Source organism: Streptomyces sp. NRRL S-340, from assembly GCF_000720185.1.
Classification (GTDB): Bacteria; Actinomycetota; Actinomycetes; order Streptomycetales; family Streptomycetaceae; genus Streptomyces.
Genome location: NZ_JOIY01000057.1, coordinates 31,705 through 53,159, shown reverse-complemented (window position 1 = coordinate 53,159; position 21,455 = coordinate 31,705). Strand labels below are relative to the sequence as shown.

The window sequence follows — 21,455 nt, the reverse complement described above, 5'->3', positions numbered from 1 at the left end:
CCTCACGCCTTCCGGCCCCCGCCCGGCCACGCCTCCCGCCCCCTCCGGGCCCTGCCGTGCTGGGCCCGCCCGGCTCACGGCCCGGAGCCCAGGATCTCGGCGAGGTCGTAGCGGACGGGCTCCTCCAGCTGGGCGTACGTGCAACTGCTCGGGGTGCGGTCCGGGCGCCAGCGCCGGAAGCGCGCCGTGTGCCGGAACCGCGCCCCGTTCTCCATGTGGTCGTACGCCACCTCCGCCACCCGCTCCGGCCGCAGCGGCACCCAGGACAGGTCCTTCTTGCCCGACCAGCGGCTCGGCGCGCCCGGCAGCCGGGCCGACTCGTGCGCCGCCTCCTGGGACCACGCGGCCCACGGATGCCCGGCCGTGTCGTCCATCCGCAGCGGTGCCAGCTCCTCGATCAGCTCCGCGCGCCGCTTCATCGGGAAGGCCGCCGACACCCCGACGTGCTGGAGGGTGCCCCGGTCGTCGTAGAGGCCGAGCAGGAGGGAGCCGACGACGGGACCGCTCTTGTGCAGGCGGTAGCCGGCGACCACCACGTCCGCCGTCCGCTCGTGCTTGATCTTGAACATGGCCCGCTCGTCCTGGAGGTAGCGCAGTCCCAGGGGCTTGGCGATCACCCCGTCCAGACCCGCGCCCTCGTACTGCTCGAACCACTGCCGCGCCACCTCGACGTCCGTCGTCGCGGGCGCCACGTGCACCGGCGCCCGCACCCCCTGGAGCGCCCTGACCAGCAGCGCCCTGCGGTCGGTCAGCGGCACGTCCAGCAGCGACTCGCCGTCCAGCGCGAGCAGGTCGAAGGCGACGAACGAGGACGGGGTCCGCTCGGCCAGCGTCCGCACCCGCGAGTCGGCCGGGTGGATCCGCTCGGTCAGCGCGTCGAAGTCCAGCCGTCCCTCCCGGGCGATCACGATCTCCCCGTCCAGCACGCACCTTTCGGGCAGCCGCTCCCCGAGCGCCGCCACCAGTTCGGGGAAGTACCTGGTCAGCGGCTTGCCCGTACGGCTGCCCAGTTCGATCTCGGCGCCGTCGCGGAACACGATCGCCCGGAACCCGTCCCACTTCGCCTCGTACTGCATGCCCGGCGGGATCTTCGCCACCGGCTTGGCGAGCATCGGCTTCACGGGCGGCATCACGGGAAGATCCATGCCAGCGATTCTGCGCGCCGGCGGCGCCTTTCGCCCGGTGTGCGAGGTGGGCGGGGGACGCCTACCGTGGCTCGCATGGGCGATGCGGTGGAACTCGACGTGGCCGGCCGGACCGTCAGGCTGTCCAGCCCGGACAAGGTCTTCTTTCCGGAGCACGGGTACACCAAGCTGGACGTCGCCCGGTACTACCAGGCGGTCGCCCCGGGCATCCTGCGCGCCCTGCGTGAGCGGCCCACCACCCTGGAGCGCTACCCGGACGGCATCGACGGCGAGTGGTTCTTCCAGAAGCGGGCGCCCAAGGGCATGCCCGACTGGATCCCGACCGCCCACATCACCTTTCCCAGCGGCCGCAGCGCCGACGAGATGTGCCCCACCGAGCAGGCGGCGGTCGTCTGGGCGGCCCAGTACGGCACCCTCACCTTCCACCCCTGGCCGGTGCGGCGCGACGACGTCGAGCACCCCGACGAACTGCGCATCGACCTGGACCCGCAGCCCGGCACCGACTACGCCGACGCCGTCCGCGCCGCCGGTGAACTGCGTGCCGTCCTGGAGGAGTTCGGCGGCCTGCGCGGCTGGCCCAAGACCTCCGGCGGACGCGGCCTGCACGTCTTCGTCCCCATCGAGCCCCGCTGGACGTTCACCCAGGTACGGCGGGCCGCCATCGCGGTCGGCCGGGAGCTGGAGCGCCGGATGCCGCAGCAGGTGACCACCAAGTGGTGGAAGGAGGAGCGCGGCGCCCGCATCTTCGTCGACTACAACCAGACCGCCCGCGACCGCACCATCGCCGCCGCCTACTCGGTGCGCCCCCGCCCGCACGCCCCCGTCTCGGCGCCGCTGCGCTGGGAGGAGGTCGGCGTCGCCCAGCCCCGCGACTTCGACATCACGACCATGCCCGCCCGGTTCGCCGAGGCCGGGGACGTGCACGCCGACATGGACGACCACGCGTTCTCGCTGGAGGGGCTGCTGGACCTCGCCGCCCGGGACGAACGCGACCACGGCCTCGGCGACCTGCCCTACCCGCCCGAGTACCCGAAGATGCCGGGCGAGCCGAAGCGCGTGCAGCCGAGCCGGGCCAGGGCACGCAAGGAGCAGGAGGGCCCGGCCGTCACCTGATCGGCTGACGGCCGGGCCCTCGGTCCCGAGGGGTGCTGCGGCTCCTCGATCCGGATGCCGCGGCAGGAGACGACGTCCGAGGTGCAGTGCGCCCGGATCGCGGTGCACCCGGAGCCGGACCGCCGTCCGACCGTGCCCGGTGTCCGGTGCGTGCGATCGCAAGGCGCCGGAAGGTTCTTGTAGCGGAGCTACCAGGGCCTTCCGGCAACGCGGCGAGGGCGCGTGCCGGGCGCCGCCCACCGGGGCCCACTTTTGTTCGCAGCTCTAAGGGCGGGGAGAGCGCTCTCATCCGGTGGCGGACGCGGGGCTATCCTGTGCCGCAGCCGCTTGTGAGGAGCCCCGAAGTGAGCGAGACAGCGCCGCGTCCGACGCTGGAGGCCGTGGCCGCGCGGGCGGGTGTGTCCCGGGCCACCGTGTCCCGGGTGGTCAACGGCGGGGAGGGCGTGCGCGAGCCGCTCGCCGCGCGGGTCCGGCGGGCGGTGGAGGAACTCGGGTACGTCCCCAACCAGGCGGCCCGCAGCCTGGTGACCAAGCGGCACGACGCCGTCGCCGTCGTCATCGCCGAACCGGAGACACGCGTCTTCGCCGACCCCTTCTTCGCGCTGCAACTGCGCGGGATCAGCAAGGAACTGACGGCCCACGACGCACAGCTCGTGCTGCTGCTCACGGAAGGCCGCGAGGACCACGCCCGGGTCGGGCGCTACCTCGCCGGCGGTCACGTCGACGGCGCGCTGGTCTTCTCGCTCCACCTCGACGACCCGCTGCCCGGCCTGATCCAGCGCGCCGGCGTGCCGACCGTGTTCGGCGGCCGGCCCGGCTGGAGCGACGGCACTCGGGAGGCGGTGTACGTCGACAGCGACAACAGGGGCGGTGCCCGGACGGCCGTACGGCACCTGGCCGGACTCGGCCGCAGGCGGATCGCCCACATCTCCGGGCCGCTGGACCAGACCTCGGCGGCGGACCGGCTCGAAGGCTTTTGCGACGTCATGGGCGACGACGACCCGGGGCTGGTCGCGGTGAGCGACTTCACGCCCGCCGGGGGCGAGCGCGCCATGCGTGAACTCCTCGACCGGCTGCCCGGCCTGGACGCCGTGTTCGCCGCCAACGACCTCAGTGCCGCGGGCGCCCTGCGCGTCCTGCGCGAACGCGGACTGCGGGTGCCCGAGGACGTCGCCGTCGTCGGGTTCGACGACATGCTGCCCGTCGCCGAGCAGACCGATCCGCCGCTGACGACCGTCCGTCAGGACATCGAGGAGATGGGCCGCCTGATGGCCCGCCTCCTGCTTGGCGACCGGCACGCCTCACGTCCCGCGGGCCCCGGCCGACGGACGGAGGACGACCGGCGCGGCATCGTCCTGCCCACCGTCTTGATCCGCCGGGCCTCGGCATGACCCCGCGCACCGTGCGGCCCCGGTGCTCGCTCAGGCCTGCTGCCGCGGCGCCGGCCTGAGCACCGCGAAGCGGGCGCCGTGCGGGTCGGCGAGCCGGGCCACGCGGCCGACGCCGGGGATGTCGGTGGCCGCCATGCGGACCGTACCGCCCAGGTCGCGTGCCCGGTCGACGACGGCGTCCGCGTCCGCGACGGCGAAGTACGGCAGCCAGTGGGCCCCGGCCGCCCCCGCAGCCGCCTCGACCGGGTCGTCGCCCAGCGGGACGATGCCGCCGAACATGGCGTCCTCCCCGCCGGCCGCGGGATTGACGCAGGTGTAGGAGCCACCGGGGAACGAGACCGCCGAGGTCTCCAGCCCGAGCATCCGGTGGTAGAACGCGGCCGCCGCCGCGAGGTCCGGCGTGTACAGCTCGACCCAGCACAGCGAGCCCGGCTCACCGGCGGCGTCCAGGCCCTTGCGGTGCCCCGGCTGCCAGAGGCCGAAGGGCACCCCCGCCCGGTCGGCGAGGAGCGCCACGCGCCCCTGGTCCATCACGTCCACCGGCCCGGCCAGCACTCTGCCGTGCGCCTCCTCGGCGGCCTTCGCGACGGCCTGTGCGTCGCCGCACCGGAAGTACACCGTCCACGCCGGCGGAGCCTGCTCCGCCGTCACCTGCATGCCGCCGGCCACGGCCCTGCCGTCGAGCTGGAAGAAGCCGTAGCCGCCGGCGTCGGGGCCCGCGGAGCGGAAGTCCCAGCCGAAGAGCCCGGCGTAGAAGGAACGAGCACCGTCGATGTCGGGGGTGGCGACATCGATCCAGTTCGGAGCGCCGTCCACGAAACGGGTGGTGAGCATCGTCGCCCTCCTTCGAAGGGACTCGTGGCCTGCTCTGCCGAGTCTCGCACCGCCCACCGGCGATCGCTGCCGGAAGGCTCCGGCTCCGCGCGCCGCCGTGCGCACGGGCCGCCCCCGGCGGATCATCCGGGGGAGGGCTCCCGGACGCGGTGTTGATCCCGCGTTGATCGAACGTTTTTCGCCGCCCGGCACGATCTGGCTCATGCACATCGAGACGATCACCCCGGACGCCCCCGCCTGGCAGGCCCAGGCCCTGTGCGCACAGACCGGGGGTGACTTCTTCTTCCCCGAGCCGGGCAGTTCCGTGCGCGAGGCGAAGCGCATCTGCGCCCTGTGCGAGATGCGCCCGGCCTGCCTGGAGTACGCGCTGGCCAACGACGAACGCTTCGGCGTCTGGGGCGGCCTGTCCGAGAAGGAACGGCAGAACCTGCGGCGAGCGGCCCGCTAGCGAGCGGGCCACCGCGCAGCTTCTGCCGTCCCCGGACCGTTCCGCCGGTGACCTGGACCTGTCCGCCGGCGATCGGTTCCCGTCCGCCGACGCCGCAGCTTCCTGCCCGCCGGCGATCGGCCTTCGTCCGCCGTGACCGGTCAGGCGCTCGCTCGCGCCGCCATCCGCGCCTTGCGCGCCGCCAGCCGCTCGTCGAACGTCGTGGCCTCGGCGTCCAGTCCGCCCATGAACATGCCCAGCTCCTCCTGCGCCTGCCGGCCCTCGGGGCCCAGCCCGTCGATCTCCATGATCTTCAGGAAGCGCAGCACCGGCTGGAGCACGTCGTCGTGGTGGATGCGCAGGTTGTAGACCTCGCCGATGGCCATCTGGGCGGCGGCCCGCTCGAAGCCGGGGATGCCGTGGCCCGGCATGCGGAAATTGACCACGACGTCCCGCACCGCCTGCATGGTGAGGTCGGGCGCGATCTCGAAGGCCGCCTTCAGCAGATTGCGGTAGAAGATCATGTGCAGGTTCTCGTCGGTCGCGATGCGCGCCAGCATGCGGTCGCAGACCGGGTCGCCCGACTGGTGGCCGGTGTTGCGGTGCGAGATGCGGGTGGCCAGTTCCTGGAAGGCGACGTAGGCGACCGAGTGCAGCATCGAGTGGCTGTTGTCGGACTCGAAGCCCTCGCTCATGTGCGCCATCCGGAACCGCTCCAGCTTGTCCGGGTCGACCGCGCGCGAGGCGAGCAGGTAGTCGCGCATCACGATGCCGTGCCGGCCCTCCTCGGCGGTCCAGCGGTGCACCCAGGTGCCCCAGGCGCCGTCACGGCCGAAGAGCGTGGCGATCTCGTGGTGGTAGCTGGGGAGGTTGTCCTCGGTCAGCAGGTTGACGACGAGGGCGATCCGGCCGATCTCCGTCACCTTCGACTGTTCCTTGTCCCAGGCCTCGCCGTCCGCGAAGAGACCGGGGAAGTTGCGGCCGTCGCTCCAGGGGACGTACTCGTGCGGCATCCAGTCCTTGGCGACCCGCAGGTGCCGGTCGAGTTCCTTCTCGACCACCTCCTCCAGCGCGTACAGCATCCGTGCGTCGGTCCAGGCGGACGAACTGCCGAGGTGAGGGGAGGTGATCGTCAAGGTTACTCCAGGGGACGCACGTGCCGGGCGGGGCCGGCGGGAACAGCGGAACTGAGGGAGACGGGAAACCGGCGGGGGACGCCGGACCGGACCGGCGAGCGGTGCCGGTCCGATGGCTTGAACCTACGGGATCGTAGGCTACGAACCCGTAGGTTACGAAGCCGTAGGTTAAGGGTGCCGTAAAGATCACTGATCAGGTCACCGGCCCCGCAAAGCCGACCGGTCGTGCCAGGCTCCGCAAGGCGCAGGTCCCGGCGCCGGAGGGAGGGCCGGCGGCAGGACCGGCCACAGCGCTCCCGCAGCGGCACCGAGAGCCATGTCACACCCTTCCGCCCCCCCGCAGGGAGCAGGCCCGCTACGCCAGTTCCACGATCGCCTCCCGTGTGGTCTCCTTCAGCTCTCCGCCCTCCAGCAGCAGCCACCGGGTGATGCCGATGGACTCCAGGAACGGTACGTCGTGTCCGGCCACGAGCAGCGCGCCCTCGTAGGACTCCAGGGCGGCCGTCAGCCGGCGCACGCTCGCCATGTCGAGGTTGTTCGTCGGCTCGTCGAGCAGCAGCAGTTGCGGCGCGGGTTCGGCGAGCATGAGCGCGGCCAGCGTGGCCCGGAAGCGTTCCCCGCCGGACAGGGTCGCCGCCTTCTGGCCGGCCCGGGCGCCCCGGAACAGGAAGCGGGCCAGACGGGCCCGGATCACGTTCTCCGTGGCGCCCGGCGCGAGACGGGCCACGTTCTCGGCGATGCTCAGCCCGCCGTCGAGGACGTCGAGCCGCTGCGGCAGGAACCTCAGCGGAACGTGCACCTCCGCCTCACCCGACACCGGAGCCAGCTCCCCGGCCACCGTGCGCAGCAGCGTCGTCTTCCCGGCGCCGTTGCGGCCGAGCAGCGCGACGCGCTCCGGGCCGTGCACGTCGAGTCCGCCGCGCACCCGTGCGCCGTACGCCAGTTCAAGGTTGCGCAGGGTGAGGACGGTACGGCCCGGCGGGACCGCCGTGTACGGCAGCTCGACGCGGATCTCGTCGTCCTCGCGCACCGCCTCCACCGCCTCGTCGAGCCGTTCCCTGGCCTCGGCGAGCTTCTCCTCGTGCATGATGCGGTGCTTGCCCGCGGACTCCTGCGCCGTGCGTCTGCGCTGCTTCATCACCGCCCGGGGTTCGCGCTTGGTGTCGTACATCTTCTGGCCGTACCGCTTGCGGCGGGACAGTTTGACGTGCGCGTCGGCCAGTTCGCGCTTCTGCTTGCGCAGGTCGGCCTCGGCGACGCGGACCATCCGCCCGGCGGCCTCCTGTTCGACGGCGAGGGCCTCCTCGTACGCCGAGAAGTTGCCGCCGTACCAGGTGACCTGGCCGGCCCGCAGGTCGGCGATCTGGTCGACCAGCTCCAGCAGTTCGCGGTCGTGGCTGACCACGACCAGCGTGCCGGGCCAGGCGGAGACGGCCGCGTACAGCCGCCGGCGCGCGTACAGGTCGAGGTTGTTGGTCGGCTCGTCCAGCAGCAGCACGTCGGGCCGGCGCAGCAGCAGCGCGGCCAGCCGCAGCAGCACCGACTCGCCGCCGGACACCTCGCCGACCGTGCGGTCCAGACCGATGTGGCCGAGACCGAGTTCACCGAGGGCGGCCAGGGCGCGTTCTTCGACGTCCCAGTCGTCGCCGACGGTCTCGAAGTGCTCCTCGGACGCGTCGCCCGCCTCGATGGCGCGCAGCGCGGCCCGCCGCCGGGCGATGCCGAGGGCCTGGTCGACCCGGAGCGCGGTGTCCAGGGTGACGTTCTGCGGGAGGTGACCGATCTCGCCGGCCGTGCGGACGACGCCGCCGGACGGGGTCAGTTCGCCCGCCATCAGTTTCAACAGGGTGGACTTCCCCGAGCCGTTGGCCCCGACGAGGCCGGTGCGGCCCGGGCCGAAGGCGATGTCGAGCCCGGTGAGGACCGGGGTGCCGTCGGGCCAGGCGAAGGACAGGGAGGTGCAGGAGAGGGATGCGGACATGGGCGCCTCGCGGTTGCTCGGTGCGGTGGGCAGGGGCACACGCGTGTCTGGACACCGCGAGACGACGGGCACCGTGTAGGACCGGCTCCACCGGGCATGAGAAAAGCCCTGGGCCGACTTCCTCCGGGACGGCTCTACGCCGAGGTCGCACGCGACGCACACACCTGTGCGGTGTGACGCGGTGTCTCAGGACCTCAGACGAGCAACGTCCTTCTCCGATCGGCGGCAACAGGGACGTCGTACACCGTAGGAGTGGCGGGTACGGCTGTCAACGGCTTTCCGGGCGGGCCCCGCGCCCCCCGCGTGAAGGAGGTCATCCGGCCCATGCCCGACGGCTCGCCCGTGACAAGTGATCCGTCCGCACCCGACCGGTTCTCGCTGCCCGCCCGGCTCTGTCTGCTGGCCTGGGACCCCGACCCCGCAGCGGAAGGGACCGCCCGCCCGCAGCACCTGGTCAGGGCGGGCGCCCTCACCGAGCTGGCCCAGCGCGGACTGCTCGTCGACGACGACGGCATCGCGACCCCCGTCGACCTCGACGCCGCCACCGGGGACGCGGTGCTGGACGGCCTGCTCGAACTCGTCCGTGAGTCACGGCCCCGCCCCTGGGGGACCTGGGTGAGCCTGCGGGCCGGGTACACCCTGACGGCCGTACGGGACCAGCTGGCCGCCGAGGGGTGCCTGCGCGCACGGAGACGGCGCCGGCTCGGTGTGCTGCCGGTCACCGGGCACACCCTCGAACGCGCCGACGTCGCGGATGCGCTGCGGGCCGGGGCGCGGCAGGCGCTCGACGGCGCGCGACCCGCCGCGGAGGTCTCCGCGCGGGACGCGGCCGTCGTCGTCCTCGCGTCGGCCGCCGGGCTGCGCACCGTCCTGTCCGGCGGCGGGGACGGCGGTCACGGTCACCACCGGCGGGCCGCCGGGGAACTGGACGAACGGCTGGAGGAACTGACCGAGCGCAGCGCGGCGGCGGACCCCGCCCTGCGCACGGTCGTCCGAGAGATCCGGACCGCGCTGCGGCGGACGTCTCCGTGCCCGGAGCCGGCCGACCGGGGCGACCTGACCTAGAGCAGGCCCAGGGCAGACCCAGGGCCCTCTCGGACATCCACAGGGCCTAGCAGGCGTCCCCCATGAGCACGGCCAGGTCGTGGTCGAGGTCGAGCCGGCGGTGTTCGGAGCCGACGGGCACCAGTTCGCTGCTGGCCTGGAGGAACCGCCGGATCTCGCCGCTGCGGACGTGCACCACCGCGGTGCCCTCCGGGGCGTGGAACTCCAGGACGGTGCGGTCGTAGCCGTACGGCCGCACCCGGACGTCCCCGTGTCCCTCCGGCGCCTGCATCCCGGCCGCCAGCAGGTCGCGGGCGAACGTCCAGCAGACCTCCACGCCCTCCAGGGTGGCGGGGGCGGGGAAGGACATGCGGACCGCGAACGGGTCGCTCAGGTCGTAGTGCAACGTTGCGGGAATGCTGGGCATCCGCGGCGCGGCGGCGACCAGGCGCGCCTCGACGGTCTGCTCGATGACGGTGGACAACGCCTTGCTCCCTTGTGACGTCTGACGGCTGGGGACACGTCCGGGTGGATGAAGCCGGGACACCGGGCACTGGAAGAGACGACTGAATCAGCCGTTCAGTGCACATGGGAAGCGAGTGACCTCGGTCACTGCGTTCATGCACGGAAGTGACGAGTGTCTCCGGCGGGCAGCGGCCCCGGGCCGCCGGCGGATCGCCGGGGCCGGAGGCGGACGGGCCGTGGGCCGTTCCGGGCGTCCCTTCCGGGCGTCCGTTCCGCGGCCGCCCGGAGGACGCGCGGCGGACCCCCGTACCCGCGCGCGGCCCTCTTTCCGTGCGGGCGGGGGAAGTTGGGGCCCGTGGGCCGTCTGGACGCCGCCGGGGGAGTGGGCTAGCTTCGCCCGCCATGAAGCTGAGGCGCTGGGGAACGAAGCGACGGACGGGCCGGACGGGTCCGACGATCCGGACGGGCCGGACGACCGGGACGGGCTCGGTGGGCCCGGGGATCCGGACGGACGGGACGGACCGGGCGCCCCGGACGAGCGGAACCGGTGGAGCGGTCGGCGCGGGCCCCGCGACCGGAACACGGCCCGCGGCGCACGCGGAGCCCGCGTCCCGCCTTGCCGCCCCGGCCCTGCGTGCCGGCCGCCGGCCGGCCGGGCTCGTGGGGGCGGTGGTGCTCGCCGTGCTGGCGGCGGTGCCCGCGCAGGCGGCCGGGCCGGTGCACGGCGGCCCCCACGCGCACCGCCCCCACGCCCCGCAGTGGCGGCTCGAGGACGGCGGCACCCCCGACGTCCGCTTCCGCGGCCTGTCCGCCGTGAGCCGCCGCACCGCCTGGGTGGCCGGCACCGGCGGCACCGTGCTGCGGACCACCGACGCCGGCGCCTCCTGGCGGAACGTCTCGCCGGCCGGCGCGGCGGACCTGGAGTTCCGCGACGTCGAGGCGTTCGACGCGCGACGGGCCGTGGTCCTGGCCGTCGGCGAGGGCGAGGCCTCACGCGTCTTCCGCACCGACGACGGCGGAGCCACCTGGACGGAGTCCTTCCGCAACACCGACGCCGGTGCCTTCTACGACTGCCTGGCCTTCTTCGACCACCGGCACGGCCTGGCCGTGAGCGACCCGGTGAACGGCAAGTTCCGCGCCCTGTCCACCAGCGACGGCGGGCGCTCCTGGAAGGTCCTGCCCGACCGGGGCATGCCGGCCGCGCAGCCCGGCGAGGCGGGATTCGCCGCGAGCGGCCAGTGCCTGGTCACCGCCGGGCCGCGGGACGTCTGGCTGGCCACCGGGGGAGGCGCACGCGCGCGCGTGCTGCACTCCGCGGACCGCGGGCTGACCTGGCGGGCCGCCGACGCGCCGCTCCCGGCGGGCGACCCCGCCAAGGGCGTCTTCGCGCTCGCCTTCCGGGACCGGACGCACGGACTCGCGGTCGGTGGCGACTACCGTCCCGATCAGGCGTCGCCGGACGCCTCCGCCACCACCGCCGACGGCGGCCGTACCTGGCGGCCCTCGGCCACGCCGCCGCCGGCCTATCGCTCCGGCGCCGTCTGGATCCCGCACACACGCGCGAGCGCCCTCGCCGTCGGCCCGACCGGAACGGACCTCACCACCGACGGCGGCCGGAACTGGCGCACGGTCGACACCGGTTCGTACGACACCGTGGACTGCGCCTGGGACGGCGGCTGCTGGGCATCCGGTGAGAAGGGCCGTATCGCTCGACTGGGGGATTGAATATCGCCTGATATGACGAACTGTTCCAGGATGCGGGTATCCGTTCCTTGACAGAGAGGAAGTGAACGGTATGCCACGCGGTTCCAGCTCCAAGCGGGAGCGCCAGTACGAGCACATCAAGGAGAGCGCGCAGGACCGGGGGGAGAGCACCGGCCGCGCCAAGGAGATCGCCGCGCGCACGGTGAACAAGGAGCGCGCGCGCTCCGGCGAGTCCAAGACCGCGAGCCGCACCTCCACGCAGGACATGTCCTCCGCGAAGCGCGGCGGCCAGCGCTCGGGCCGGGGCTCCGAGGGGCCCACCTACGACCAGTTGTACGAGGAGGCCAAGCGGCGCAACATCCACGGCCGCTCGGACATGAACAAGCAGCAGCTCCAGCAGGCCCTGGGCAAGCACTGAGCCGAGCCCGCGAGCGAGGCGGGCCCGCGCCGGTACACACCGTACGGACGTACGGACGTACGGACCGCGAGCCCGCCCCGCCCGGCCGCCGGACCGTGAGCCTGCCGCGCCCGCCCCGCCGGGCCGTGAGCCCGCCCCGCCCCGTCGCCGGACCGCGGACCCCGGCCCGACGGCCCGCCGCCCGCGCACGGGCCCGTCCCTCGCCCGCGGGTGCGCCCGGCCGGGCGGATCCCCGCGTCCCCGTGCCCCCGCACGCGTCGTACGCTCGTCCGTCATGACGATCACGACGACCGTGGGCATCCCCGAAGGCTGGCCCGCGACCGAGGCGCAGGCCCTGGCCGTGCAGGACGAGCTGCGGGCCCGGGTGGTGCTGGACGAGCCCGGCCCGGAGCCGGGGACCGGCCACGTCACGGGCGTCGACGTGGCCTACGACGACGAGCGGGACGTGGTGGCCGCGGCGGCCGTCGTCCTGGACGCGGCCACCCTCCGGGTGGTGGCCGAGGCGACCGCGGTGGGCCGGATCTCCTTCCCGTACGTGCCCGGTCTGCTGGCCTTCCGGGAGATCCCCGCGGTGCTGGCCGCCCTCGCCGCCCTGGACCGGGAGCCCGGACTGGTGGTCTGCGACGGCTACGGCCTCGCCCACCCCCGCCGCTTCGGCCTCGCCAGTCACCTCGGCGTACTGACCGGGCTGCCGGCCGTCGGGGTCGCGAAGAACCCGTTCACCTTCACCCACGACGACCCGGCCGCCCCGCGCGGCAGCGTCGCGCCGCTCCTGGCCGACGGCCGGGAGGAGGTCGGCCGCGCGCTGCGCACACGCGACGGCGTCAAACCCGTCTTCGTCTCCGTGGGCCACCGGGTCACCCTGGACAACGCCTGCGCGCACACCCTCGCCCTCACCCCCTCCTACCGGCTGCCGGAGACGACCCGCAGGGCCGACGCCTTGTGCCGCCGCGCACTGAGGGAAGCCACGGACCCGACGCTGAGGAGGACCACGGACCCGACGCGAAAGGCCTGAGCCCGCGCGGGCACCGCCGCACCGGGCCCTACCGCCTCGCCACGCTCGTGCGGAACGTGATCCCCGCGTCGCGCAGCCGCCGCACCAGCGCGTCGCCCATGGCGACGGCCGTCGTCACCTGGCCCGCCGTCGCCGGCAGCTCGTCCAGGGCGAGGCACAGGGCCGATTCCGCGAACATCTTCGCCGTCTCGTCGTACCCGGGGTCCCCGCCCGCCACCTCGGTGCGCACCCGCCGGCCGCCGCCCTCGCCCACGAAGCGCGCCGAGAACCAGCTCCTGGCCCGCCGCTCGGGGCTCGGGCCCTGCCCCGGGCTCAGCCGGCCGGACAACCAGCGCCGGGCCGGTGGCAGTTGGGCGACCCCAGCGAGCGTGCCGACGGCGGCGACCCCGCCGAGGGCGACGGGCAGGTGCCGGACGGCCGCGTAGTGGCGGTAGCGGAAGTCGGGACCGTACCGTTCCAGCGCCCGAGCCGAGCGCGCGACGATCTGCGGGTCGAGGGTCGGCAGCGGCAGCGCCCAGGCGCCGGCCTCCGCAGCGAACCGGGGCGCGCCCACCGGCGCGGACACCCGCCGCCCCGGCAGCCGCGGCTCGTGTCGCGCGCGGTCACGGGCGGCCGCCCGCATCCGCAGGGGACGGGCGAACTGGTTGAGCGCCGAGGCCAGCGTCCCGCCGGAGAAGGCCGCGTCCACCCGGACGAACCCGTCCACCGTCAGCGGCACGCCCTCGGGCAGCTCCCGCACGGTGAGGTACACGCCCAGGTCGTGCGGTACCGAGTCGAATCCGCAGGCGTGCACCAGGCGTGCGCCGGTCTCCCGCGCGCGCGTGTCGTGACGGACGTACACCAGGTCGACGAACTCGGGCTCACCGGTGAGGTCCAGGTAGTCGGTGCCGCTGTCCGCGCAGGCGGCGACCAGGTCCTCGCCGTGGGTCACATAGGGCCCCACGGTCGTGGCCAGCACGCGCGTGCGCCGGGCCAGTTCACGCAACGACGCCGGGTCGGCCGCGTCCGCCCGCAGCACCCCGGCGCCCGCGCCGCCGGGCAGCCGCTCCCGCAGCTCCTCCAGCCGGCGCTCACTGCGGCCCGCGACGGCCCAGCGCAGCCCCTCGGGGGCGTGCGCGGCCAGGTACCGGGCGGTGAGGGCCCCCACGAAACCGGTCGCTCCGAAGAGCACGATGTCGTACGGACGTTCCGTCTTCTTCGCCCTGCTCATGACACCCCTAGTCATCTCATGACACCCCTCGCCGCCCGCCCGCGGCCTCCCTCGCCCCGCCGGACCGCGATCCCGTGCCACTGTCGGTGGCCGAGGCTAGCGTGAAGGAGTGGCGACCGGCGGTGCGGGTGGCGGCGGGCCGGCATCCGCCGCGGCGGCGGCCGGCACGCACCGGCCGGACCCTCGGCTAAGCGCTTGCTCGTTCAGGGCTTGTGCCCGGTGCGGCGCGTTCTTAGCATCATCGGTGTCACATCGGTTGTGTCACAGCAAGGGGGCTGGGATGGCAACGGCACAGGCGCCCGGGCGCGACGGTCCGCTGAGCGGCGTCCGCGTGGTCGAGCTGGCCGGTATCGGCCCCGGCCCCTTCGCCGCCATGCTCCTGGCCGACCTGGGGGCCGACGTGGTCCGGGTCGACCGCCCCGGCGGCGCCGGCCTCGGGATCGACCCGGCCGCCGACCCGACCCACCGCAACAAGCGTTCGGTGGTCGTCGACCTGAAGTCCCCGGACGGCCCCGCCCGCGTCCTCGACCTGGCCGCCCGCGCCGACATCCTCGTCGAGGGCTACCGTCCCGGCGTGGCCGAACGCCTCGGCGTCGGCCCCGACGCCTGCCACGCCCGCAACCCCCGCCTCGTCTACGGCCGGATGACCGGCTGGGGCCAGGACGGCCCGCTCGCCCCGCGCGCGGGACACGACATCGCCTACATCGCCGTCACCGGCGCGCTCGGCATGATCGGGGACGCGGACCGGCCCCCCGCCGTCCCCGCCAACCTCCTCGGCGACTACGCCGGCGGCTCCCTCTACCTCGTCGTCGGCGTCCTCGCCGCCCTCCACCACGCGCGTGCGACCGGCACCGGACAGGTCGTCGACGCCGCCATCGTCGACGGCACCGCCCACCTCTCCACGATGATCCACGGCATGCTCGCCGCCGGCGCCTGGCAGGACCGGCGCGCCGCCAACCTCCTGGACGGCGGCTGTCCCTTCTACGGCGCCTACGAGACCGCCGACGGACGCCACATGGCCGTCGGCGCCCTGGAGCCGCGCTTCTACGCCGAGTTCATGAAGCTCCTCGGCGTCCCCGGCCAGGTGCCGGCGCGCGACGACACGGCCCGCTGGGGCGAGCTGCGCGAGGTGATCGCCGCCCGATTCCGCACCCGCACCCGCGACGAGTGGACGGCCGTGTTCGAGGACTCCGACGCCTGCGTGGCGCCCGTGCTGTCGCTGCGCGAGGCCCCGCACCACCCGCACCTCGCCGCCCGCGGCACCTTCACCGACCACGGCGGCATCACCCAGCCGGCGCCCGCGCCCCGCTTCTCCGCGACCCCCACCACCGTGCGCACCGCCCCCGCCCGCCCCGGCGCCGGCACCGACGCGGTGGCCCGCGACTGGGGCATACCCGCCCTGTCCGCCCCGCCCGAGACGACCCCGCCGGCGACCCGGCCCCCGACAGTCCCCCGGGACACCCTTCAGTGAAAGGTCTGCCAGTGACCACCGAAGCGTACGTGTACGACGCGATCCGCACCCCCCGCGGCCGGGGCAAGGCGAACGGCGCCCTGCACGGCACGAAGCCCGTCGACCTGGTCGTCGGCCTCATCCACGAGATCCGCCGCCGCTTCCCGGACCTCGACCCGGCCGCCGTGGACGACGTCGTGCTCGGCGTCGTCGGCCCCGTCGGCGACCAGGGCTCCGACATCGCCCGCATCGCCGCCATCGCCGCGGGACTGCCGGACACCGTCGCCGGCGTACAGGAGAACCGCTTCTGCGCCTCGGGCCTGGAAGCCGTCAACCTGGCCGCCGCCAAGGTGCGCTCCGGCTGGGAGGACCTGGTCCTGGCGGGCGGCGTCGAGTCGATGTCCCGGGTGCCGATGGCCTCGGACGGCGGCGCCTGGTTCAACGACCCGATGACCAACCTGGCCACCAACTTCGTGCCCCAGGGCATCGGCGCCGACCTCATCGCCACCATCGAGGGCTTCTCCCGCCGCGACGTGGACGAGTACGCGGCCCTGTCCCAGGAGCGCGCGGCCACCGCCTGGAAGGAGGGCCGCTTCGAGCGCTCCGTCGTGCCGGTGAAGGACCGCAGCGGCCTGACCGTCCTCGACCACGACGAGCACCCGCGCCCCGGCACCACCGCCGACTCGCTGGCGAAGCTCAAGCCGTCCTTCGCCGACATCGGGGAACTCGGCGGCTTCGACGCGGTGGCGCTCCAGAAGTACCACTGGGTGGAGAAGATCGACCACGTCCACCACGCGGGCAACTCCTCCGGCATCGTCGACGGCGCCTCCCTGGTCGCCATCGGCTCCAAGGAGGTCGGCGAGCGCTACGGCCTCACCCCGCGGGCGCGGATCGTCTCCGCCGCCGTCTCCGGCTCGGAGCCCACCATCATGCTCACCGGGCCCGCGCCGGCCACCCGCAAGGCGCTCGCCAAGGCCGGTCTGAGCATCGACGACATCGACCTCGTCGAGATCAACGAGGCCTTCGCGGCGGTCGTGCTGCGCTTCGTGAAGGACATGGGCCTGACCCTGGACAAGGTCAACGTCAACGGCGGCGCCATCGCGCTGGGCCACCCCCTCGGCGCCACCGGCGCGATGATCCTCGGCACCCTCGTCGACGAACTGGAGCGCCAGGACAAGCGGTACGGCCTCGCCACCCTGTGCGTGGGCGGCGGCATGGGCATCGCCACCATCGTCGAGCGCATCTGACCCCCTCCCGACGGATCACCTGGAGCCCCTCCTCATGACCACCGAGTCCACCACCATCCGCTGGGAACAGGACGACACCGGTGTCGTCACCCTCGTCCTCGACGACCCGGACCAGTCCGCGAACACCATGAACCAGGCGTTCCGCACCTCGCTCGCCGCGGTCGCGGACCGTCTGGAGGCCGAGAAGGACACCGTCCGCGGCGTCATCGTCACCTCCGCCAAGAAGACGTTCTTCGCCGGGGGCGACCTGCGCGACCTGATCCGCGTCACCCCCGAGACCGCCGAGGACCTCTTCGACGGCGGCATGGCGATCAAGCGCGACCTGCGCCGCATCGAGACCCTCGGCAAGCCCGTCGTCGCCGCCATGAACGGCGCGGCCCTCGGCGGCGGCTACGAGATCGCCCTCGCCTGCCACCACCGCGTCGCCCTCGACGCCCCCGGCTCCAAGATCGGCTGTCCCGAGGTCACCCTCGGCCTGCTGCCCGGCGGCGGCGGAGTCGTCCGCACCGTCCGGATGCTCGGCATCACCGACGCCCTGCTGAAGGTGCTCCTCCAGGGCACCCAGTACAACCCGCGCCGTGCCCTGGAGAACGGCCTGGTCGACGAGGTCGCCGACACCCGCGAGGACATGCTCGCCAAGGCCCGCGCCTTCATCGACGCCCACCCCGAGTCCGCCCAGCCCTGGGACCGGCCCGGCTACCGCATCCCCGGCGGCACCCCGTCCCACCCGAAGTTCGCCGCCAACCTGCCCGCCTTCCCGGCCAACCTGCGCAAGCAGACGGGCGGCGCGCCCTACCCCGCGCCGCGCAACATCATGGCCGCCGCCGTCGAGGGAGCCCAGGTCGACTTCGAGACCGCCCAGGTCATCGAGGCCCGCTACTTCGTCGAGCTGGCCGCCGGGCAGACCTCGAAGAACATGATCCAGGCGTTCTTCTTCGACCTCCAGGCGGTCAACTCCGGCGCCAACCGCCCCCGGGGCGTCGAGCCCCGCAAGGTCCGCAAGGTGGCCGTGCTCGGTGCCGGGATGATGGGCGCGGGCATCGCCTACGCGTGCGCCCGCGCCGGCATCGAGGTCGTCCTCAAGGACGTCTCCCTGGAGGCCGCCGTCAAGGGCAGGGGCTATTCCGAGAAGCTGTGCGCCAAGGCCGTCTCCCGGGGCCGGACCAGCCAGGAGAAGGCGGACGCGCTGCTCGCCCGCATCACGCCCACCGCCGACGCCGCCGACCTCGCGGGCTGCGACGCGGTGATCGAGGCGGTCTTCGAGGACACGGCGCTCAAGCACAAGGTGTTCCAGGAGATCGAGCACGTCGTCGCCCCGGACGCGCTGCTGTGCTCCAACACCTCCACACTGCCCATCACCGCGCTCGCCGAGGGCGTGCAGCGGCAGGGCGACTTCATCGGGCTGCACTTCTTCTCGCCCGTCGACAAGATGCCCCTGGTGGAGATCATCAAGGGCGAGCGCACCGGCGAGGAGGCCCTGGCCCGCGCCTTCGACCTGGTCCGGCAGATCAACAAGACGCCGATCGTCGTCAACGACTCGCGCGGCTTCTTCACCTCCCGGGTGATCGGCCACTTCATCAACGAGGGCGTGGCCATGGTGGGCGAGGGCATCGAGCCCGCCTCCGTCGAGCAGGCGGCGGCCCAGGCCGGCTATCCGGCCAAGGTGCTCTCCCTGATGGACGAGCTGACCCTCACCCTGCCCCGCAAGATCCGCAACGAGTCGAAGCGGGCCGTGGAGGAGGCCGGCGGCACCTGGCCCGCCCACCCCGCCGAGGCGGTCATCGACCGCATGGTGGACGAGTTCGGCCGTACCGGCCGCAGCGGCGGCGCCGGCTTCTACGAGTACGGCGAGGACGGCAAGCGGGCGGGCCTGTGGCCGGGCCTGCGCGAGCACTTCACGAAGCCGGGCCACCAGATCCCGTTCAAGGACATGCAGGAGCGCATGCTCTTCTCGGAGGCGCTCGACACGGTCAAGCTGCTGGAGGAGGGCGTCCTGACCTCGGTCGCCGACGCCAACATCGGCTCGGTCTTCGGCATCGGCTTCCCCGGCTGGACCGGCGGTGTCCTGCAGTACATCAACGGCTACGACGGCGGCACCGGGGGAGCGACCGGTCTGCCCGCCTTCGTCGCCCGCGCGCGCGAACTGGCCGAGCGCTACGGCGAGCGGTTCACCCCGCCCGCCCTGCTGGTCGCCAAGGCGGAGAAGGGGGAGACCTTCACCGACCAGCGCTGAGCCGCGGCTCAGGCGGAGGGCGCGCCCTCCGCCGGGTCCTCCTCCACCCGGTCCCCCTCCGCCCCGGCTTCCCCGGCCCGGGCCTGCCGCGCCTCGTCCGCCGGGGGCTCCGCCCGGTGCTCCCCGGCCCGGGGCCCGGGCCCGGCGTCCCCCTCGGGGGAGCCGACCCACTCCCGCAGCTCCTCCTTCAGCGACCGCTGGAAGGTGGTCAGCAGCGCCTGCACCACCAGGGGGTGCATATGGGCGGACAGGGACTTCACGTCCTGCGTGCCGCGTTCGGCCACCGCGTCGCGCAGCAGCCCCGACAGTTCGCGCGCCGCCGCCCGCGCGTGGTCGATCAGCGCCGTACGGGCCGCGAGCACGGTCTCCTCGGACAGCGGTACGTCCAGCAGCTCCACCCCCAGCCGCAGCAGCCCGGCGTCGACGCGGAAGGAGTCGTCCTCCCGCGCCAGCACGCTCATCGCCGCCAGCCGCTCCACGTCCTCGTCGGTGAGCGGCCGGCCGGCGCGCCGCTCCAGTTCCGGCCGTGAGAGCATCTCCATGCTCTCCGGTGCCCAGGAGGCGACCACCGCGCGGTGCACGGCCAGGTCGTGCGGGCTGAGGCCGGGCGGGAGCCGGCGCAGATGGCGTTCGATCGCCGCGAGCGTCATGCCCTGGTGCTGCATCTCCTCGATCAGCGCCAGCCGCGCGAGGTGGTCGCGGCCGTAGTGGCCCACCCGGCGCGGGCCGATCGCGGGCGGCGGCAGCAGGCCCCGGCCGGCGTAGAACCGCACCGTGCGCACCGTGACTCCGGCCCGCGCGGCCAGCTCGTCGATGGTGAGGACCGGCTCGCCGGTGTCGGTCGTCGTCATGTGCAGCAGTATCGCTGTCTCACCAGTGGTGTGAAAGCGGGTGACCGATCTGCGTGGAAAGTGTGAGAAGTCCCCCTCTGTGACGTACGCCATCGCATGGGAGCTGATCCCTCTGGGAAGCTGCTCTCCTGGTCTGTACCGCGTACCCAGTGGTGCACGCCGGAATCGTACGGACACCCGGGCGCACCCCGCTCGGCCCCCAGAGAGTGGATACCACCGCGTGAGCAAGGACTCCGTGCACACGGAACAGGTCGCCGACCGTCCCCGGGCGACCGCCACCCCCGCCGACGCGGGCGACGCCGGTTACAGCAAGGACCTCAAGCACCGCCACGTCAACATGATCGCCATCGGCGGCGCGATCGGCACCGGCCTCTTCCTGGGCGCCGGCGGCCGGCTGCACTCGGCGGGACCGGCGCTGGCGCTGGCCTACCTGGTCTGCGGCGTCTTCGCGTTCTTCGTCGTGCGGGCCCTGGGCGAGCTGGTCCTGTACCGCCCCTCGTCCGGGTCCTTCGTGTCGTACGCCCGCGAGTTCCTCGGCGAGAAGGGCGCCTACGTCGCCGGCTGGATGTACTTCCTGAACTGGTCGACGACCGGCATCGCCGACATCACCGCCATCGCGCTGTACACGCACTACTGGAGCTTCTTCACGCCCGTCCCGCAGTGGGTGCTGGCGCTGATCGCCCTCGCCGTCGTCCTCACCGTGAACCTGATCTCGGTGAAGATCTTCGGTGAGATGGAGTTCTGGTTCGCGATCGTCAAGGTGGCCACGCTGGTCGCGTTCATGCTGATCGGCATCTTCCTGCTGGCCACCCAGCACAAGGTGGACGGCGCGACTCCGGGCCTGAGTGTGATCAGCGACCACGGCGGACTGCTCCCGCACGGCGCGATGCCGGTGGTCCTCGTCATGCAGGGCGTGATCTTCGCGTACGCCGCCCTGGAGCTGGTCGGCGTCGCCGCGGGCGAGACCGCCGAGCCGGAGAAGGTCGTCCCGCGCGCGGTGAACTCGATCATGTGGCGGGTCGCCCTGTTCTACGTCGGCTCGGTCGTCCTGCTCGCCCTGCTGCTGCCCGGCTCGGTCTACTCGGGCGACGAGAGCCCCTTCGTCACCGTCCTGTCGAAGATCGGCGTCCCCGCGGCCGGTGACGTCATGAACCTGGTGGTCCTCACCGCCGCCATGTCCTCGCTGAACTCCGGCCTGTACTCCACCGGCCGCATCCTGCGCTCCATGGCGATGGCGGGCTCGGCGCCGAAGTTCACCCGCGTGATGAGCCGCAGCCAGGTGCCCTACGGCGGCATCCTGCTGACCTGCGCGGTCTGCGTGCTCGGCGTCGGCCTCAACTACCTGGTGCCCAGCCAGGCCTTCGAGATCGTGCTGAACGTCGCCTCGCTCGGCATCGTCAGCACCTGGGTGATCATCATGATCTGCCACCTGGTCTTCGTCCGCCGGGCGAAGGCGGGCCTGGTCGACCGGCCGCACTTCCGCCTGCCCGGCAGCCCGGTCACCGAGATCGCCACGATCGCCTTCCTGCTGGCCTGCCTCGGCCTGATGTGGAACGACCCCGACGTGGGCCGCAAGACCCTCTTCCTGATCCCGCTGATCGCGGTGCTCCTGGTCGGCGGCTGGTTCGGCGTCCGCCGCCGTGTCACGCAGCAGTCCGCCGAGGCCCCCTCCCTCACGAAGTAGCGGTTCACCCGGCGGCCCCGGCGCCCCCGGCCGGGGTACGAGAGGACCGAGGCCGTCCCGGCCCGGCTCGCCGCCGGTGCTGCCGGGCCGGACGCACGATCGTCACG

Annotated in this window: 17 protein-coding genes and 1 pseudogene; 11 read left to right on the top strand and 7 right to left on the bottom strand. The window is 73.6% G+C overall.

The genetic code is table 11. The features are described 5' to 3' along the window. Positions 1-74: 74 nt before the first annotated feature. Positions 75-1,145, bottom strand: a complete 1,071-nt coding sequence (locus IG64_RS33195) for an ATP-dependent DNA ligase (RefSeq protein WP_037863177.1) — start codon at positions 1,143-1,145, stop codon at positions 75-77. Positions 1,146-1,220: 75 nt separating this feature from the next. On the opposite strand from IG64_RS33195, the gene ligD reads away from it, so the two are divergent. Together ligD and IG64_RS33185 are read left to right on the top strand one after the other, a co-directional pair. Beyond that, the gene (ligD, locus tag IG64_RS33190; RefSeq protein WP_037863175.1) at positions 1,221-2,258 is read left to right on the top strand and encodes a non-homologous end-joining DNA ligase; all 1,038 of its coding nucleotides are present in this window, start codon (positions 1,221-1,223) and stop codon (positions 2,256-2,258) included. A gap of 344 nt (positions 2,259-2,602) precedes the next feature. Further along, a complete protein-coding gene (locus IG64_RS33185) occupies positions 2,603-3,649 on the top strand; it encodes a LacI family DNA-binding transcriptional regulator (protein WP_037863173.1) in 1,047 nt (348 codons plus the stop codon). A 30-nt stretch (positions 3,650-3,679) separates the two neighbouring features. Here the strand turns inward: IG64_RS33185 and IG64_RS33180 are convergent, their stop codons facing one another. Further along, on the bottom strand, positions 3,680-4,483 hold the full coding sequence (locus IG64_RS33180) for a VOC family protein (protein WP_037863171.1): 804 nt from the start codon (positions 4,481-4,483) through the stop codon (positions 3,680-3,682). Between the two features lie 202 nt (positions 4,484-4,685). Between IG64_RS33180 and IG64_RS33175 the strand changes: the two genes are divergently transcribed. After that, positions 4,686-4,931 (top strand): WhiB family transcriptional regulator, encoded by a 246-nt coding sequence (locus IG64_RS33175; protein WP_037863259.1) that lies wholly within the window; start codon positions 4,686-4,688, stop codon positions 4,929-4,931. Between the two features lie 140 nt (positions 4,932-5,071). Here IG64_RS33175 and IG64_RS33170 read toward each other — a convergent pair whose 3' ends face one another. Together IG64_RS33170 and IG64_RS33165 are read right to left on the bottom strand one after the other, a co-directional pair. Next, positions 5,072-6,046 carry an acyl-ACP desaturase gene (locus IG64_RS33170; protein WP_037863168.1) on the bottom strand — a complete coding sequence of 325 codons (975 nt, stop codon included), beginning with the start codon at positions 6,044-6,046 and terminating at the stop codon, positions 5,072-5,074. A gap of 355 nt (positions 6,047-6,401) precedes the next feature. After that, the gene (locus IG64_RS33165; RefSeq protein ID WP_037863258.1) at positions 6,402-8,027 is read right to left on the bottom strand and encodes an ABC-F family ATP-binding cassette domain-containing protein; all 1,626 of its coding nucleotides are present in this window, start codon (positions 8,025-8,027) and stop codon (positions 6,402-6,404) included. Between the two features lie 342 nt (positions 8,028-8,369). Here IG64_RS33165 and IG64_RS33160 point away from each other — a divergent pair, with 342 nt between their 5' ends. Continuing rightward, positions 8,370-9,092, top strand: a complete 723-nt coding sequence (locus IG64_RS33160) for a GOLPH3/VPS74 family protein (RefSeq protein ID WP_324609597.1) — start codon at positions 8,370-8,372, stop codon at positions 9,090-9,092. Positions 9,093-9,138: 46 nt separating this feature from the next. Here IG64_RS33160 and IG64_RS33155 read toward each other — a convergent pair whose 3' ends face one another. Continuing rightward, positions 9,139-9,555 (bottom strand): SsgA family sporulation/cell division regulator, encoded by a 417-nt coding sequence (locus IG64_RS33155; RefSeq protein ID WP_037863164.1) that lies wholly within the window; start codon positions 9,553-9,555, stop codon positions 9,139-9,141. A gap of 641 nt (positions 9,556-10,196) precedes the next feature. Here IG64_RS33155 and IG64_RS33150 point away from each other — a divergent pair. The 3 genes from IG64_RS33150 to IG64_RS33140 all read left to right on the top strand — a co-directional run bounded on the left by IG64_RS33150 (position 10,197) and on the right by IG64_RS33140 (position 12,673). Next, on the top strand, positions 10,197-11,261 hold the full coding sequence (locus tag IG64_RS33150) for a WD40/YVTN/BNR-like repeat-containing protein (protein WP_420710028.1): 1,065 nt from the start codon (positions 10,197-10,199) through the stop codon (positions 11,259-11,261). Positions 11,262-11,331: 70 nt separating this feature from the next. Beyond that, complete coding sequence (locus IG64_RS33145) at positions 11,332-11,658, top strand: hypothetical protein (protein ID WP_037863161.1); 327 nt, start codon at positions 11,332-11,334, stop codon at positions 11,656-11,658. A 274-nt stretch (positions 11,659-11,932) separates the two neighbouring features. Then, positions 11,933-12,673, top strand: coding sequence for an endonuclease V (locus tag IG64_RS33140; protein WP_037863159.1), 741 nt, complete (start codon positions 11,933-11,935; stop codon positions 12,671-12,673). A 28-nt stretch (positions 12,674-12,701) separates the two neighbouring features. On the opposite strand, the gene IG64_RS33135 is transcribed toward IG64_RS33140, so the two are convergent. After that, a complete protein-coding gene (locus tag IG64_RS33135; protein WP_037863157.1) occupies positions 12,702-13,883 on the bottom strand; it encodes a saccharopine dehydrogenase family protein in 1,182 nt (393 codons plus the stop codon). A 280-nt stretch (positions 13,884-14,163) separates the two neighbouring features. Here IG64_RS33135 and IG64_RS33130 point away from each other — a divergent pair, with 280 nt between their 5' ends. From IG64_RS33130 to IG64_RS33120, 3 genes are read left to right on the top strand one after another with little or no spacing between them, the layout of a single operon-like run. Beyond that, complete coding sequence (locus tag IG64_RS33130; RefSeq protein ID WP_051813613.1) at positions 14,164-15,354, top strand: CaiB/BaiF CoA transferase family protein; 1,191 nt, start codon at positions 14,164-14,166, stop codon at positions 15,352-15,354. A gap of 11 nt (positions 15,355-15,365) precedes the next feature. Beyond that, on the top strand, positions 15,366-16,580 hold the full coding sequence (locus tag IG64_RS33125) for an acetyl-CoA C-acetyltransferase (protein WP_037863155.1): 1,215 nt from the start codon (positions 15,366-15,368) through the stop codon (positions 16,578-16,580). A 34-nt stretch (positions 16,581-16,614) separates the two neighbouring features. Further along, complete coding sequence (locus tag IG64_RS33120) at positions 16,615-18,813, top strand: 3-hydroxyacyl-CoA dehydrogenase NAD-binding domain-containing protein (protein WP_037863152.1); 2,199 nt, start codon at positions 16,615-16,617, stop codon at positions 18,811-18,813. Between the two features lie 146 nt (positions 18,814-18,959). On the opposite strand, the pseudogene IG64_RS33115 reads toward IG64_RS33120, so the two are convergent. Further along, positions 18,960-19,664: pseudogene (locus tag IG64_RS33115) on the bottom strand (MerR family transcriptional regulator); the annotation flags it as partial. A gap of 220 nt (positions 19,665-19,884) precedes the next feature. Here IG64_RS33115 and IG64_RS33110 point away from each other — a divergent pair. After that, the gene (locus tag IG64_RS33110) at positions 19,885-21,348 is read left to right on the top strand and encodes an amino acid permease (RefSeq protein WP_037863149.1); all 1,464 of its coding nucleotides are present in this window, start codon (positions 19,885-19,887) and stop codon (positions 21,346-21,348) included. Positions 21,349-21,455: the final 107 nt, after the last annotated feature.

Coding starts and splice junctions, on each gene's coding strand:
- IG64_RS33145 (WP_037863161.1), top strand. CDS start 11,332: ATGCCACGCGGTTCCAGCTCCAAGCGGGAGCGCCAGTACGAGCACATC.
- IG64_RS33175 (WP_037863259.1), top strand. CDS start 4,686: ATGCACATCGAGACGATCACCCCGGACGCCCCCGCCTGGCAGGCCCAG.
- IG64_RS33195 (WP_037863177.1), bottom strand. CDS start 1,145: ATGGATCTTCCCGTGATGCCGCCCGTGAAGCCGATGCTCGCCAAGCCG.
- IG64_RS33130 (WP_051813613.1), top strand. CDS start 14,164: ATGGCAACGGCACAGGCGCCCGGGCGCGACGGTCCGCTGAGCGGCGTC.
- IG64_RS33180 (WP_037863171.1), bottom strand. CDS start 4,483: ATGCTCACCACCCGTTTCGTGGACGGCGCTCCGAACTGGATCGATGTC.
- IG64_RS33120 (WP_037863152.1), top strand. CDS start 16,615: ATGACCACCGAGTCCACCACCATCCGCTGGGAACAGGACGACACCGGT.
- IG64_RS33140 (WP_037863159.1), top strand. CDS start 11,933: ATGACGATCACGACGACCGTGGGCATCCCCGAAGGCTGGCCCGCGACC.
- IG64_RS33165 (WP_037863258.1), bottom strand. CDS start 8,027: ATGTCCGCATCCCTCTCCTGCACCTCCCTGTCCTTCGCCTGGCCCGAC.
- IG64_RS33135 (WP_037863157.1), bottom strand. CDS start 13,883: ATGAGCAGGGCGAAGAAGACGGAACGTCCGTACGACATCGTGCTCTTC.
- ligD (WP_037863175.1), top strand. CDS start 1,221: ATGGGCGATGCGGTGGAACTCGACGTGGCCGGCCGGACCGTCAGGCTG.